This window comes from Streptomyces sp. NPDC002742 (genome assembly GCF_042888885.1).
Lineage (GTDB): Bacteria > Actinomycetota > Actinomycetes > Streptomycetales > Streptomycetaceae > Streptomyces.
Genome location: NZ_JBIAQF010000004.1, coordinates 359115 through 373498, shown reverse-complemented (window position 1 = coordinate 373498; position 14384 = coordinate 359115). Strand labels below are relative to the sequence as shown.

The following is a 14384-nucleotide window of genomic DNA, read 5'->3' as shown; positions in this document are numbered from 1 at the left end:
TGGGTGGAGGGGTGGAGGTGTGGGGGATCCACCCACGATCCACCCGGGCGCCGATCTGCTCAGGGCGCGATTTCCGTAGCGTCGATGGTGTCGGCAGCACTCGCTGCGGACACCCGCTCCTCGTTCACGGAGGCCGTGCATGTCCGGGCTCATCAATGCTGTGGTGATCTTCGCCGTTGCCGTCGTGGTGATCGCGCGCCAGTTCAGTGCGCGCCGGATCAGGTCGGACAGGCGCTGGTGGGTCGTGCCCGCCGTGCTCGCCTTCATGGCGCTGCGTGACCCCGGAGTGATCGACCCGCACCACCAGGTCGAGGCGTCCCTCCTGCTGGGCACGGAGCTGGTGACGGCGCTGGCCATCGGTGCCGGATGGGCGTGGACCACCCGGATATGGACGGAGCCGGACGGCGCCCTGTGGAGCAGGAGCACCAAGGCCAGCGGGGCCATCTGGATCGCGGGCATCTGCCTGCGCCTGGGTCTTTTCGGTATCGGTGCCCTGCTCGGTGTACACCAGAACTCCTCTGCCTTGATGCTCGGACTGGCGGCCACCCTGCTGGTCCGTTCCGGGCTGGTGACCTGGCGGGCGGGGTCCCTGCAGCCGGCGGCGACCGGACAGGGCCCGGCGTACGGTGACGGCGTGGGCCGGGTCCTGTGGAAGGAGCGCCTGTGACGGACAACGACTGGATGCGGTGGCCCTCCCGTGAGGCGCTCTCCCGAGTGGGCGTGCACAAGGCCCGCCGTGCGCTCAGCCGGTTCACGCGCGCCATCCTGCTCGCGATGCTCATCGCCACGACGTTCACGAACACGAAGCTGAACGGTTGGGCGCTCGCCGGAGGCATCGCGGGAATCGTGGCGTGCGGGTTCCTCGCCTGGGGGTTCTGGCGCACCACACTGGAGCATCGCCTGCTGCCCTCCCTGGTGCTGCTTGCTCTGCTGCTGGCGATCGCGGCCGTGGGGCAGAGTGTGGGCTTTCGGGTTCCGGCACTCGTCCTGTGGTGCGGGTGTGCCGTCAGCGCCATCGAACGGCTGCCCCTCGCGGCGGCGTTGCCCGCCACCGCGGTGGCGCTGAGCGCGTACGCGTCGGTCAACAACGACGTCTGGCTGACCACCGCGGCCACCACCGTGGGGCTCGCACTCGCTGGGTATGTGCTGCGCCTCGACGCGGAAGCACGAGCGGGTGCGCAGCGGCTGCTGGCTCAGGAGCGCGCGGCCCGCGTGGCCGAAACGGAGTCGGCGGCGCTCGCGGAGCGCGCGCGGATAGCACGGGAGATCCATGACGTGCTCGCCCACAGTCTCTCGGCGCAACTTGTGCATCTGGAGGCGGCGCGGCTGCTCATCGAGAGGGGAGCGGACCGGGGGACCATCCTCGAACGGGTCGTGGCGGCACGGGGAATGGCCCGCGAAGGGCTCGCGGAGACGAGGCAGGCACTCTCCGCGCTGCGGGGCGAGATGTCTCCGCTGGAGGAGTTCCTCGGTGAACTCGTCACCACCGCCGACGGTGCCGATGTCACGGTGACGGGCGACCGTCAGCCGTTGCCGGCGGAGGCCTCCCAGGCGGTGCGCAGAGTCGCGCAGGAGGCGCTGACGAACGTACGCAAGCATGCTCCGGGTGCCAGGATTCACATCCGGCTGGACTACGGCGAGCACGAAGTGACGCTGGACGTACGGGATTCGGGTGGAAAACCGGGCGAGCTCAGCGGTTCGGGAGCCGGGTACGGTCTGCTGGGTATGCGGGAGCGTGCCGAACTGCTGGGCGGCTCGCTGGATGCCGGACCGGGCGAGGAGGGGTTCGTGGTGACGTTGAAGGTGCCGGTATGACCGAGCAGGTGGAGGGCGGAAAGCCGGCCCGGGTCGTGGTCGCGGACGATCAGACGGTCGTGCGCGAAGGCATCGTGATGCTGCTGGGACTGCTGCCCGGGATCGAGGTCGTCGGAGCGGCCGGTGACGGAGCTGAAGCGGTCGCGCTGGTGGCCGAACTCTCCCCGGACGTCGTGCTGATGGATCTGCGCATGCCCCGCTGCGACGGGGTCGAAGCGACCCGGCGCATCCGTGCCGAGTACCCCGGGACGCAGGTCGTCGTGCTCACGACGTACGCGGACGACGAGTCGTTGTTCCCCGCGCTCCGAGCCGGGGCCCGTGGCTATCTGACCAAGGACGCGGGAGGCGACGAGATCGTGCGGGCCGTGGAAAGCGTGCTCTCCGGGGACGCCGGGCTCTCGCCGAGCATCCAGCGACGGCTGCTGGAGCGGCTGTCGGATCCGGAACCGGAGCCCCGCCCGCCCGCGGAGGCGCCGGACGGGCTCACCTCGCGCGAGACCGAGGTGCTCCTGCTGATCGCCGAGGGCCTCAGCAACCATGAGATCGCCCGCAAACTGCATGTGTCCACGGCCACCGTGAAGACCCACATCAACAATCTCTTCGCCAAGACGGGTCTCAAGGACCGTGCGCAAGCAGTGCGTTACGCCTATGGGAAAGGTCTCGTACGGCCGCCCGCGGGATGAAGTCACCTGATGGGGTGAAGAGCACTGAGAGAGGAGTCCAGGAGCCTCCCGATCTGCACATCCTTGGGCACGCGGCCGAAACGGGTCGCGGACAAGGAGAGTTCGGTGGACAAGCACGACGGCGGCGACTCCGGGGAGGTCCGGTTCGACGACCCCTGGTACGACGCGCTCGCTTCCGGCTGGGGCGAGTTGGACGGCACGGGTGCGCTCGCTCCCGCCGTACCGGCCGCCCGCTCGGAGCACGAAGGACGAACGGGCGGAGCGGCCCACGTCTATCTGGAGGTGCAGCGCAGTGCCGCCTTCCAGGAAGTGCGCGGCCGGTACCGCGGGTTCGTGATCCCGGCCGTCGCCGTCTTCTTCCCCTGGTACGTGGGTTATGTGGTGACCGCGACCACCGCGCCGGGGTTCATGGCGCGTCCCGTCGCCGGTGCGGTGAACGTGGCACTGCTCGCGGGACTCGGGCAGTTCCTCACGACGTTTCTGTTCGCGTGGGCCTACGCGCGGCACGCGCGGCTGCGCAGGGACCGGGCCGCGCTGGAACTGCGCTGGGACACCCAGGAGATGACGCGGAACGCCAGGGGTGGTGAGCGGTGAGCGGCCACCATCAGACCCTGGCCCTGTTGTTGTTCAGCGCGTTTGTCGCGGTGACGCTGGCGATCACCACGTGGGTGAGCCGCAACCGGCATGGTTCGGCGGAGGAGTTCTACGCGGGCGGGCGGTTGTTCTCGCCCATGGAGAATGGCTTTGCCCTCTCCGGGGACTACATGTCGGCCGCTTCCTTCCTCGGTATCACGGGCCTCATCTCCCTGTACGGCTACGACGGGATGCTGTACGCCGTGGGCTTCCTCGTGGCCTGGCTGGTCGTCCTGTTCCTGGTCGCCGAACTGGTGCGCAACTGCGGGCGGTTCACGCTCGCCGACGTCGTCGCGGCCCGGATGGACGAGCGGCCGGTGCGGATCGCGGCCGGAACCTCCTCGGTGGTGGTGTCCGTTCTGTATCTGGTGGCGCAGATGGTGGGAGCGGGCAGCCTGGTCTCGCTCCTGCTGGGAGGCACGAGCGACGCGGCGCGCAACTGGACGGTGATCGGTGTCGGCGCGCTCATGGTGATCTATGTGTCGATGGGAGGGATGCGGGCGACCACCTGGATCCAGATCGTCAAGGCGGTTCTGTTGATCGGCGGGGCCGTCGTGCTCACCGTGCTGGTCCTGATGCGGTTCCACGGGGACATCAACGACCTGCTGCGTTCGGCCGCGCGGCGCAGCGGGCACGGTGCGGCCTTTCTCGCACCCGGGTTGAAATACGGCGGTGACTGGACGGCGCGTTTCGACTTCATGAGCCTCGGGCTCGCGCTGGTGCTCGGCACCGGCGGGTTGCCGCACATCCTGTCGCGTTTCTACACCGTGCCGACGGCGCGAGCCGCGCGACGCTCGGTGGTGTGGTCGATCGGGCTCATCGGCGGCTTCTACCTGATGACGATCGTGCTGGGCTTCGGCGCGGCCGCTGTCGTCGGTCCCGAGGCGGTGCGCGGATCGAACGCAGCGGGCAACACGGCGGTTCCGTTGCTGGCCCTCGATCTGGGTGGCGGAGCCGACTCCACGGGCGGAACCGTTCTGTTCGCGGTCGTCGCCGCCATCGCCTTCGCCACCATTCTCGCTGTCGTCGCCGGAGTCACCCTCGCGTCCTCGGCCGCCGTGGCCCACGACCTGTATGCCTCGTTGCGCCGCCGCCGCGCGAAGCCGCACGGCGAGGTCGCCGTGGCGCGCGCCGCGTCGGTCGGCATCGGCGTGATCGCCATCGCCCTCAGCCTCCTCGCCCGCGATCTCAACGTGGCCTTCCTGGTCGGTCTCGCCTTCGCGGTGGCCGCGTCCGCGAACCTGCCGGTGCTGCTGTACTCCCTGTTCTGGCGGTCCTTCACGACGCGCGGTGCCGTCTGGGCCGTATACGGCGGCCTGGTGCCCTCGCTGCTGCTCGTGCTGCTGTCGCCGGTGGTGTCGGGCAGCCCCGAATCACTGTTCCCGGGCGTGGACTTCCAGTACTTCCCGCTCCAGAACCCGGGCCTCGTCTCGATCCCGCTGGGCTTTCTCGCCGGCTGGCTCGGCACCGTCACCTCTTCGGAGCCGCCGGACGAGGCCAAGCACGCCGAGATCGAGGTCCGTGCGCTCACGGGCGCCGGGGCCGTCTGAGGGCCCCTGAGCGGCGTAGGCGACCGCTCCGGGGCGGCATCCCGCAGGGCAGCCCCCGTCGGGGGAGTGCGGGTTCAGGGCGCCACCCACGCGTAGCGGTGTTCCGGGCGGCCCGCGTCGCCGTACCTGAGGGAGAGGCGCAGCCGTCCCGCCTGTTCCAGGTGCCGCAGATAGCGCTGGGCGGTGGATCGGCTGAGGCCGGTCTCGGCGGCCACCTCGTGGGCCGACAGCGGGTGGCGAGCGCGGTGCAGCACGTCGCAGATCAGGTCCGTTGTCGGCTCCGAATGACCGCTGGGCAGCCCGGGGGAGGACGGAGCGGGTGCGGTGCGCAGGGCGCCGAAGATCCGGTCGACCTGCTCCTGGCCCGTCACACCCCGGCCGCCCACGCGGTCGACGGTGCGGCGCAGGGCGGCGTAGGAGTCGAGGCGGGTGCGCAGGGCAGTGAAGGTGAACGGTTTGACCAGGTAGTGCAGGGCGCCCAGTCGCATCGCCGCCTGGACGGTGACCACGTCGCTGGCCGCGGTGATCATGATGACGTCGGTGCCGTGACCGTTCTCCCGCATCTGGTGGACGAGTTCGAGGCCCGTCCGGTCAGGCAGATAGTGGTCGAGCAGCACCAGGTCGACGGGCGCGCGCTCGACCGCCGCCAGTGCCTGGGCGGCACTGTGCGCGCGGGCGGCCACCCGGAATCCGGGAACCTTCCCCACGTATCTCGCGTTGATCTCGGCGACGCGGAAGTCGTCGTCCACGACCAGGACGTCAATCATCGGGCCTCTTTCTCTCAAGGCCTGGGCGAGTGTTGCGCCCGTGTTTCGGCTCCGCTGTTGTAGCGCGAGCAAAATGAGCACAACAGACTCTTGCGAGCAGAAGAATTCCTTGCGCCCAGAAGACTGATGCTGTGGCCAGCACCACATCTACCGTCCGGGCCATGAGCACAGACACCAGCCCCGCCATCGAGCTGCGGGGCGCGAGCAAGATCTTCAAGACCCCGTCAGGGGGTTTGCACACAGCCGTCAGGGAGCTTGACCTGACCATCGGCCGGGGCGAGTTCGTGGCCGTCGTCGGACCGACCGGCTGCGGTAAGTCCACCACGCTGACCCTGGTCAGCGGTCTTGAGGAGCCCACCGAGGGCGAGGTCCTGGTCGCCGGGGAGCCGGTCGCCGGCGTCGGCGAAAAGGTCGGCTTCGTCTTCCAGCAGGACGCCACCTTCCCCTGGCGCACGGTTCTGTCCAACGTGATGGCCGGGCCCCGCTTCCGCGGTGTGCCCAAGGCGGAAGCGAAGGAGCGCGCCCGGGAATGGCTCGCCCGGGTCGGGCTCGCGGCCTTCGAGGACCGCTATCCGCACCAGCTCTCCGGTGGTCAGCGCAAGCGTGTCGCCCTCGCCGCGACCTTCGTCAACGACCCCGAGATCCTGCTGATGGACGAGCCCTTCTCGGCGCTCGACGTGCAGACCAGGGCGCTGATGTCCGACGAACTGCTCGAACTGTGGGAAGGCACGGGCGCCTCGGTCGTCTTCGTCACCCACGACCTGGAGGAGTCCATCGCGCTCGCCGACAAGGTCGTCGTGATGACCGCGGGCCCCGCCACCGTGAAGCAGGTCTTCGACATCGATCTGCCGCGGCCGCGCAAGGTCGAACAGGTGCGCCTGGAGCCGCGGTTCATCGAGATCTACCGCGAGATCTGGGAGTCCCTGGGCGAAGAGGTCCGCATCACCCGCGAGAGGGGTGCCGCTCATGTCGCCTGAGGTCCTCAGCACCCCGGTCGTCGACACGGCCAAGATCCCGGGCCGCGAGCACTCCCGCGCCCGTGCCGCCCGCAAGCGCAAGATCGTGGTGGGCACCGCCCGGGTGCTGCTCCTGGTCACCGTGCTCGGCCTGTGGGAGGCGCTTTCGCGGGCCGAGGTCATCGACCCGTTCAACTTCTCGATGCCCTCGAAGATCTGGGAGCAGATCCACACCTGGGTGATGCACGGGACCGCGCTCGGCTCTCTCGGCGAGCAGGTCTGGTACACGCTTCACGAGGCGCTGCTCGGCTGGGTCATCGGTGTGGTCGCCGGCGTGCTCTTCGGTATCGCCCTGGGCCGGATCACCCTGCTGGCAGACATTCTCGGTCCATACATCAAGGTGCTCAACTCCATACCGAGGATCGTCCTCGCACCCATCTTCGTGATCTGGTTCGGCCTCGGACCGGCCTCCAAGGTCGCCTCGGCCGTGGTGCTCGTCTTCTTCCCGGTGTTCTTCAACGCCTTCCAGGGTGCCCGTGAGGTCGACCGGAACCTGGTGGCCAACGCCCGGATCCTCGGCGCGAGCGACCGCCGGGTGACGCTCCAGGTCGTCATTCCGTCCGCCACCTCGTGGATCTTCACCAGCCTCCACGTCAGCTTCGGCTTCGCGCTCATCGGTGCGATCGTCGGCGAGTACATCGGCGCCACCAAGGGCATCGGCCTGCTCGTCGCGCAGTCGCAGGGCACCTTCAACGCGGCCGGGGTGTACGCGGCCATGGTCATCCTCGCCGTCGTCGCCCTCCTGGCCGAAGGACTGCTGACCTTCGGCGAACGCCGCATCTTCCGCTGGAAGCCGTCGGACTCCGACCGCTGACCCCTCCTCACGGGCACGCACGCACGCACCCGCCCGTACGCCCTCACGATTCCGCCGTTCGCACGCACGGCGTCTCCTCCATTCACAAGGACGTGAACCACCATGCGCAAGACCGCCAGATACTCCGCGCTGGCAGCCGCCGGTCTGCTCGCTCTCACCTCGCTCACCGCCTGCGCCAACGACGCGGCGAGCACGACGGCCGACTCCGGGAGCGGCGGGGGCGGCGGCAAGGGGGAGCACGTCAAGATCATGGTCGGTGGCCTCGACAAGGTCATCTACCTGCCGGCGATGCTCACCCAGCGGCTCGGCTACTTCCAGGCCGAGGGTCTGGACGTCCAGCTCCTCAGCGAGCCGGCCGGTGTCCAGGCCGAGACCGCCCTCGTCTCGGGGCAGGTGCAGGGGGCCGTCGGCTTCTACGACCACACCCTCGACCTGCAGACCAAGGGCAAGTCCGTCGAGTCCGTCGTACAGTTCTCGCACGCTCCGGGTGAGGTCGAGATCGTCTCCGACAAGCGTGCGGGCGACATCACTTCACCCAAGGACTTCAAGGGCAGGAAACTCGGCATCACCGGACTCGGTTCCTCGACCGACTTCCTCACGAAGTACCTCGCGGTCAAGAACGGTGTGCGGGTCAGCGAGTTCACGCCGGTCGCCGTCGGCGCCGGGCCGACGTTCGTCTCCGCTCTCCAGCAGGGTGCCATCGACGGTGGCATGACGACGGACCCCACCGTCGCCACGGTCATGGCGAAGAAGCTCGGCAAGGTCCTCATCGACATGCGGACGCCCGAGGGCTCGCAGGAGGCGCTCGGCGGGCCGTACCCGTCGTCCAGCCTCTACATGCAGACGGACTGGGTCAACGGTCACAAGGAGACGGTCCAGAAGCTGGCGAACGCCTTCGTGAGGACCCTCCGGTGGATGTCCGGGCACAGCGCCTCCGAGATCGCCGCCAAGATGCCCGCCGACTACTCCCAGGGCGACAAGACGCTGTACGCCGGGGCCATCCAGAGCACGCTGCCGATGTTCACCAAGGACGGCGTGATGCCCGCGAACGGTCCCGAGACCGTCGAGAAGGTCCTCAAGGCCTTCAACCCCAACATCAAGAACGCCACGGTGGATCTGAGCAAGACGTACACCACGGAGTTCGTGAAGAAGGTGGCCGGCTGATCGCCTGAAGCCGCCGAAACGCGGCGAGCCGCCTCCCTCGCGCGTACGACTGTGCTCTCCCGGCAGTCGTACGCGCGACGCGTGCGGCGCTGTCCCTCGTCGTCGACCGTGTCCTCAGGCGCGGGCCGCCCATACGTAGCGGTGCTCCGGGCGGCCCGCATCTCCGTATCTGAGGGTCAGCCCCGCTCTCCCCGTGCGCTCCAGAAGCTTCAGATAGCGCTGCGCGGTCTGCCGGCTCAGTCCGGTCTCCTCCGCGACCTCCTGGGCCGACAGAGAGCCCTTCGCGTTCAGCAGGGCGCGCCGCACGAGCTCCGCGGTCGGAGGGGAGTGCCCCTTGGGCGGGTCGGGCACGGTGCCGGTCGACAGAGCCCCGAAGATCCGGTCCACGTCGGACTGTTCGGCCGTGCCGCCGCTGTCGAGCGTGCGTCGCAGATCCGCGTACGCCTCCAGTTTGGCCCGTAGCCCGGCGAACGAGAACGGCTTGACCAGGTACTGCAGAACCCCCTGCCGCAACGCCGCCCGGACGGTCGCGATGTCACGTGCGGCGGTCACCATGATCACATCGCTCTGGTGGCCCCGTCGGCGCATCTCCTGGACGACCGCGAGGCCCGTCCCGTCCGGCAGGTGGTGGTCCATGAGAACCAGGTCCGGGCGCGGCAGCGCCTCCATGCGGCGCAGGGCTTCGGCCGCGCTGTGCGCCTCGGCCGCGACACGGAAGCCCGGCACCTTCTGCACATAGGCGGCGTTGACGCGCGCGACCCGTGCGTCGTCGTCCACGACCAGGACCTCGATCATCGCGACTTCTCCTCGGCGTTCCGGGCGTTCAGGGAGTTCCTGGCGTTCCTGGTGTCCACGGTGGCGGCGGGGGTGGCGACATCGGCGGTCTCCCGGGACGGGAGCCGTCGTACGTCTCCGGTTACGCGACCGGGGACGGGGGCGAGCCCGTCCTGCGCCGCGAGTCCGTCGTCCGGCGCTCCGCCGTCCTTCGGTGCCGGCGCCGGGTCCGTCAGCGCCTCCGGCAGGACGACCGTGAACTCCGCGCCTCCGCCGTCCGCGTCTGACACCTCCGCGCTGCCGCCCTGCCGCTCGGCGAGGCGCCGTACCAAGGAGAGGCCGATCCCGCGCTTGCCGTGCGCGGGGGGCTGCTTGGTGCTCCAGCCGTCGGTGAAGATCAACTCCCGCCGCTCCTCCGGGATGCCGGGCCCGGTGTCCCGTACGCGCAGTACGACCGTGCGCCCCTCGGAGCGCAATTCGGCCTCTACGCGCGCGTGGAGCGTGCCCGCGACAGCGTCCAGCGCGTTGTCGACGAGGTTCCCGACCACGGTGACGAGCCCTCGCGGGTCGATCAACCGGTCCGGCAGCAGCGTCCGGTCCGAGATCCACAGTGCCACGCCGCGCTCGGTCGCCACCGTCGCCTTCCCGACCAGGAGGGCGGCGAGCAGCGGATCATGGACCTTCTCGGTGACCTGCTCTGCGGTGACCCTGTGGTCACCGACCACCTCTCCGACGAACTCCACGGCGTCGTCGTACATCTCCAGTTCGAGCAGCCCCAGGAGTGTGTGCATCCGGTTGGCGTGCTCATGGTCCTGAGCGCGCAGCGCGTCGATCAGGCCGCGTGTGGAGTCGAGCTCGCGACCGAGCTGCTCCAGTTCGGTCCGGTCGCGCAGTGTGGCGACGGCGCCGCCGTCCTCGGTGGGCATCCGGTTGGCGATCAGGACGCGCTGGCCCCGGACGGTGAGCAGATCCGTACCGGTGACGCGCCCGGCCAGCACATCCGTCGTACGGCCACGTCCCAGCGCGTCGTCCAGCGGCTGCCCGACAGCCTCGGAGCCGACTCCCAGCAGCCGCTGCGCCTCGTCGTTCAGGAGGCGCACGCGGCCGCTTCGGTCCAGGGCGACCACGCCCTCCCGGATGCCGTGCAGCATCGCCTCGCGCTCCGCCAGCAGCGCCGAGATGTCGGAGAAGGCCAGGTCATGAGTCTGCCGCTGAACCCTGCGGGAGATCAGATAGGCGGCCAGCGCGCCGACGGCCATGGCCCCGCCCGCGTACGCGAACAGTCCGGGGATCGCGCCGATCAACCGGGCCCGCACACTGCCGTACTTGATACCCACCGACACCGCGCCGACGATCCGGCCGGCGGAGTCACGCAGCGGGACCTTGCCCCGTGCGGAGCGGCCCAGCGTTCCGGTGTCGATCTCCATCACGTCCTTGCCGGCCAGCGCCAGTCCGGGGCTCGTCGAGACCGGCTTGCCGATCTCGACGGGGTTCTTGTGCGACCAGCGGATGTGCCGCGTGTCCATCACGACGACGTACTCGGCACCGCTCGCCTTCCGTATCCGCTCGGCCTCGACCTGCACGGGGCCGGTCCTCGAGGGGGCTGTTCTCTGGAGGTCCACGGCGATCTGCGGCTGGACGGCCGTGGTCTGCGCGATCGCGAGGGCACGCCGCATGGCCTGGTCGTCCAGCTGCGCGCTCAGCGGTGCCAGGAACAGCCCGGTGGCGAGTACGGCGACTCCCGCCGCGATCGCGATCTGCATCAGGAGCACTTGCGAGAACACCCGCCGCGGGAGACCGAGGCGCAGTCGTCGTGCGGGGGCAGGAGGGCTCATACCCATGACGGTACGGGGGTGTACGCGTCCCCCCGAAGGGAGTGTGGCGTGGATCTCCCGGCCGACGAGCGAGGCGGTCCGAGCCGTCAGCAGGCCACGGCGACAGCTGTCTCTTCCAGCTGCCGTACGGCCACCACGTCCATCCGGGCCGGTGAACCGAGCGCCGAGCCGCAGCTCTCCGGGCGGGGCGGCAGCGAGGCGCCCCGCGCGACGATGACCCGCCACAGACGGCCGTCGGCGTGGGCCACGGTCACCTCCCAGCGCGGCACCGCGCCGTCGGTGCGGAGCACCGTCAGGACGTCGGCGGCGTGCTCCCCCGAAGCCGTCCGTACGGCCAGCTCGGCCGCCTGGCCCGGGCGCTCCCAGGCGGAGTTCCCGCGACAGCCCTCGGTGACGACACGGCCTTCCCGGACGCCCTGGAGGATCTCCTTGACGGCGTGGGCCTCGGCGCGGCCGTACGCGTACCCGTAGGGCAGGACCAGCACCGTGGGCGAGAAGCGATGACCGCCCAGATGGGTGACCTCCCAGGCGCCGTTGACGCCGGAGGCGGCCAGTTCCGCTGCCAGGGGGCGTCCGAGCAGGGCGCAGCAGCGGTCGCGCTTGCCGTTGGTGCAGACGAGGGCCAGCGGATCGTCGGTATGAGGACGGCCTTGGAGAACCTGGTCGAAGGAGCGCGGATCGCCCGTGCCGAGCGCGGTGAGGTCGAGGTCGAGCAACTGCTGGGGGTCACGTGTCTTGGCGGCACGCAGCCATACGTTTCCCGGGGTGGTGTGGGCCGCGTACACATGTCGCTCGGCGGGCGTACCGCAGTCGGCATGGCGCCCGGGACGGCGGATGAGCGCGATCCGCACCCCGGTGCCCAGCGCGGCGGCTTCGAGGGCGCGGCCCAGTGTGGGGTCCAGGTGGCTCGAGGTGAGCGCCTTGGCACCCCAGGGGCCGGGCTGCTCGATGAGCAGCCATGTCGTCGCGGTGGCCGCGGTCCCGGAAAGGGGCTCGTCGAGATGCCGCGACGCGGTCGTGCACGTACTCACAGAGGTGAGCCTAACCTGAGTTCGTCCGGGGCGACTTCCGGCCGTGTACGCGGGGCCGCGTCAGGGTGGTCCGGGGGTGCGGCCCGGTGCCCGAAGCGTGTGGCGGGGAGAGAGCGCCGGGAGGCGCGTACAGGACGCTCCCTCCTCGTCCGGCGCCCGCCGTCCAGCGAGGGAGCGGCTGCGGCACCCGCTCGCCCACGTAGTGTCCGCTACCGCTCGTGTCCGCTACCGCTCGTGTCCGCTCGGGCGTGTCCGCAAGGGGCGCTCCGCGTACTCCTCCAGGGTGTGGGCGATCCAGCCCGACGTCGGGGCGACGGCGAAGATCCCCGACGTCCGGGCGACGGCGAAGATCGTCTTTCCCGCCGAGGCCGGCATGCCGGAGGAGACGGTGAGGACGGCCAGGGCGAGATCGACATCGGCGTGCAGGGGTGCGTGGCGGGTCGTGGTGGTCACCACGTCATGGGCCGCCACCAGGGCGGGCGCCGCGCCGGGTACTTCGCCCAGGAGCGCGAACAACGCACGCGCGCGTGGATCCCCGCCGGGGTAGAGCAGATGAGCGAGCGGGCCCTCCTCGCGGTGGTCGTGCCGTACGGAGGGGGAAGCGCGGCGACGAGGGTGTGCCCGGTGCCGAGTACGGCGCTCTCGGAGAGGTCGAAGGGCAGCGGGTCGGCCGCCGCTGCGGCGATCGCCGCGACGCGCAGCCGGTCGGGCCGCCGCGCTCGGGCAGCGTGTCGACGCGCCGCCCGACGACCGCCACCGACGCCTCCGGGGCGGTGAGAGCGCCCCCGGGGGGCGCAGCTAGCCGGTCCACAGCCATTCGGCGATCTCTTCGGAGGAGTACTGCGCGGCCGGTTCCGTCGCGTCGACGCCTCGGAAGCAGCACCGGTCCTTGTCGATCAGAAGATCATCCGCCCGGCGGCCCGGCGCGTGGGGCCGGTTCCGCCGGTGGCGGTGCCGACAGCGGGCTGACGTCATCCGGTGGTCGCCCTGAAGGTACCGGCTGTCGACACGTGTGGAACCCGGCGTCCGGTGACGCGTAAAGGGCCCGGCCTCGTGGTGATGCCGGGCCTTCGCGTCGTGGCTGAAGGGATTCCCTCGAAGAGATTCGAGGGAGCTCTGCAGGGGAGCGATCTGCCTGCCTGCCTGCCTGCCTGCCTGCTGGCGTGCGGTCAGGTCCTCGCCACTTCGCGGGCAAGCCCTGGTCCCGTGTCAGTCAGACGTCCGGGATGTCCTTCTTGGCGCGCAACAGCGTCTCGCGGGTGATGGTCACGATCCGCTCGTAGTCCGCTCGTGAGGCGTCGGGCGGGAGCTCGGCTTCGAGCTCCTGGGTGGCCTCGCGCCCAATCACGGCGAAGCTGCCGTCGCTGAGCTCGAAGATGTCGGGGCAGGACTGGCCAGAAGCGCTGCCGCGCTCGCGTGGAGTAGCCCCGACACGTCGCACGATCTTCACGAAGTGGTACCAATCTAGTCAGGAGTGTGGTGTCGTCCGAGGTTTACCGGCACGTGAGGGCCTCCGGGCGGAGATGTTCGACCGGAGGCATGGGTCTCCGGTCGCAGGGGTGTTGGGCCGGAGCTGAGCATGCGCCAACTTACTGGTTTCCGTTGTCCGTGGTGCATGAAGCTACAACAAGCGTTGGAGTGAATCTCGATAGTTGTCCTTGACCGGAGATGCTATTGGGGCTCCAGGTGCTCGTCGGAGGACCAGGAGGCGCACGGGTGCGTGCGAGGGGGTGTGACGGTCGGATCCGGCGCGCGAGCGTCCCGGCCTGCGTGAGACACCAGGACTATTCCTCGTCCGGCTCACCCACCACCCACCACTCGTCGGCGTCGCCATCCGTCTGATCCTGGATCAGGGTGTCCATCATCCGGCCCAGTTGGGCCTCGTCAGAGGAATCAGGCAGGCTCTTGCGGTGATGCTCGGTCGCCGCCCAGTAATCCCGGAAGATCCGGTTCTGGCAGATGATGCGGAAGTGCCCGTGCAGCTCGGCGCGGTTCAGCGCCCCGATCCGATGGAAGTACAGGGCGTTGATGTAAAGGGCGTTCGCGAAGAGGTACTGGCGCTGCTTCTCGGGGCCGATCTCGGTCTCGTACGTGTTGAGGACGGCGGCGAGGGCGGGATCGTCCATGGCCTTGCACAGCAGGTCGAAATGAAGGCGGTGCTGCTCGGTGAGCACGGCGCGCCTGCGCTGCCGTGAGCCTCGGTCCGTCACGGCGTGTGCCGCGACGCCGAGCCTGGCCCGGGCGACCGAGCCCAGCCTCCGTATCGCGGATTTCTGTGTGGCCATGTCAACCCCCGAATCAG

14 protein-coding genes and 1 pseudogene are annotated in these 14384 nt (G+C 69.8%); 8 read left to right on the top strand and 7 right to left on the bottom strand.

The window, feature by feature from the left end:
- Window positions 1–139 precede the first annotated feature (139 nt).
- From ACFYW8_RS09055 to ACFYW8_RS09035, 5 genes are all read left to right on the top strand, one after another.
- Entirely contained in the window at window positions 140–667 is a 528-nt protein-coding gene (locus ACFYW8_RS09055; RefSeq protein WP_365869051.1) for a DUF1453 domain-containing protein, read from the top strand.
- Window positions 664–1815: a sensor histidine kinase gene (locus ACFYW8_RS09050; protein WP_389069422.1), complete on the top strand. Its 1152-nt coding sequence runs from the start codon at window positions 664–666 to the stop codon at window positions 1813–1815. Before ACFYW8_RS09055 ends, ACFYW8_RS09050 begins: the two co-directional genes overlap by 4 nt.
- Entirely contained in the window at window positions 1812–2498 is a 687-nt protein-coding gene (locus tag ACFYW8_RS09045; protein WP_365869049.1) for a response regulator transcription factor, read from the top strand. The genes ACFYW8_RS09050 and ACFYW8_RS09045 overlap by 4 nt, the downstream gene beginning before the upstream one ends.
- 105 nt (window positions 2499–2603) lie before the next feature.
- The gene (locus tag ACFYW8_RS09040; protein ID WP_365869048.1) at window positions 2604–3092 is read left to right on the top strand and encodes a DUF485 domain-containing protein; all 489 of its coding nucleotides are present in this window, start codon (window positions 2604–2606) and stop codon (window positions 3090–3092) included.
- Window positions 3089–4681: a cation acetate symporter gene (locus ACFYW8_RS09035; protein WP_365869047.1), complete on the top strand. Its 1593-nt coding sequence runs from the start codon at window positions 3089–3091 to the stop codon at window positions 4679–4681. The genes ACFYW8_RS09040 and ACFYW8_RS09035 overlap by 4 nt, the downstream gene beginning before the upstream one ends.
- 74 nt (window positions 4682–4755) lie before the next feature.
- Here the strand turns inward: ACFYW8_RS09035 and ACFYW8_RS09030 are convergent, their stop codons facing one another.
- The gene (locus tag ACFYW8_RS09030) at window positions 4756–5448 is read right to left on the bottom strand and encodes a response regulator (protein ID WP_365869046.1); all 693 of its coding nucleotides are present in this window, start codon (window positions 5446–5448) and stop codon (window positions 4756–4758) included.
- Window positions 5449–5609: 161 nt separating this feature from the next.
- On the opposite strand from ACFYW8_RS09030, the gene ACFYW8_RS09025 reads away from it, so the two are divergent.
- The 3 genes from ACFYW8_RS09025 (at window position 5610) to ACFYW8_RS09015 (ending at window position 8442) form a co-directional block, all read left to right on the top strand.
- Window positions 5610–6425 (top strand): ABC transporter ATP-binding protein, encoded by an 816-nt coding sequence (locus ACFYW8_RS09025; protein ID WP_365869045.1) that lies wholly within the window; start codon window positions 5610–5612, stop codon window positions 6423–6425.
- The gene (locus tag ACFYW8_RS09020; RefSeq protein WP_389069414.1) at window positions 6415–7278 is read left to right on the top strand and encodes an ABC transporter permease; all 864 of its coding nucleotides are present in this window, start codon (window positions 6415–6417) and stop codon (window positions 7276–7278) included. Before ACFYW8_RS09025 ends, ACFYW8_RS09020 begins: the two co-directional genes overlap by 11 nt.
- Window positions 7279–7380: 102 nt before the next feature.
- Window positions 7381–8442: an ABC transporter substrate-binding protein gene (locus tag ACFYW8_RS09015; RefSeq protein ID WP_389069412.1), complete on the top strand. Its 1062-nt coding sequence runs from the start codon at window positions 7381–7383 to the stop codon at window positions 8440–8442.
- A 114-nt stretch (window positions 8443–8556) separates the two neighbouring features.
- On the opposite strand, the gene ACFYW8_RS09010 is transcribed toward ACFYW8_RS09015, so the two are convergent.
- The 6 genes and pseudogenes from ACFYW8_RS09010 to ACFYW8_RS08985 form a co-directional block, all read right to left on the bottom strand.
- Window positions 8557–9237 (bottom strand): response regulator, encoded by a 681-nt coding sequence (locus ACFYW8_RS09010; protein ID WP_365869042.1) that lies wholly within the window; start codon window positions 9235–9237, stop codon window positions 8557–8559.
- Complete coding sequence (locus ACFYW8_RS09005) at window positions 9234–11051, bottom strand: ATP-binding protein (RefSeq protein WP_389069408.1); 1818 nt, start codon at window positions 11049–11051, stop codon at window positions 9234–9236. The genes ACFYW8_RS09010 and ACFYW8_RS09005 overlap by 4 nt, the downstream gene beginning before the upstream one ends.
- A gap of 86 nt (window positions 11052–11137) precedes the next feature.
- Window positions 11138–12082 (bottom strand): sucrase ferredoxin, encoded by a 945-nt coding sequence (locus ACFYW8_RS09000; RefSeq protein ID WP_389069407.1) that lies wholly within the window; start codon window positions 12080–12082, stop codon window positions 11138–11140.
- 166 nt (window positions 12083–12248) lie between these two features.
- Window positions 12249–13027: pseudogene (locus ACFYW8_RS08995) on the bottom strand (citrate/2-methylcitrate synthase); the annotation flags it as partial.
- A 268-nt stretch (window positions 13028–13295) separates the two neighbouring features.
- Complete coding sequence (locus tag ACFYW8_RS08990) at window positions 13296–13532, bottom strand: hypothetical protein (protein ID WP_389069406.1); 237 nt, start codon at window positions 13530–13532, stop codon at window positions 13296–13298.
- A 334-nt stretch (window positions 13533–13866) separates the two neighbouring features.
- Window positions 13867–14367, bottom strand: a complete 501-nt coding sequence (locus tag ACFYW8_RS08985) for a DUF6082 family protein (protein WP_389069403.1) — start codon at window positions 14365–14367, stop codon at window positions 13867–13869.
- Window positions 14368–14384 lie beyond the last annotated feature (17 nt).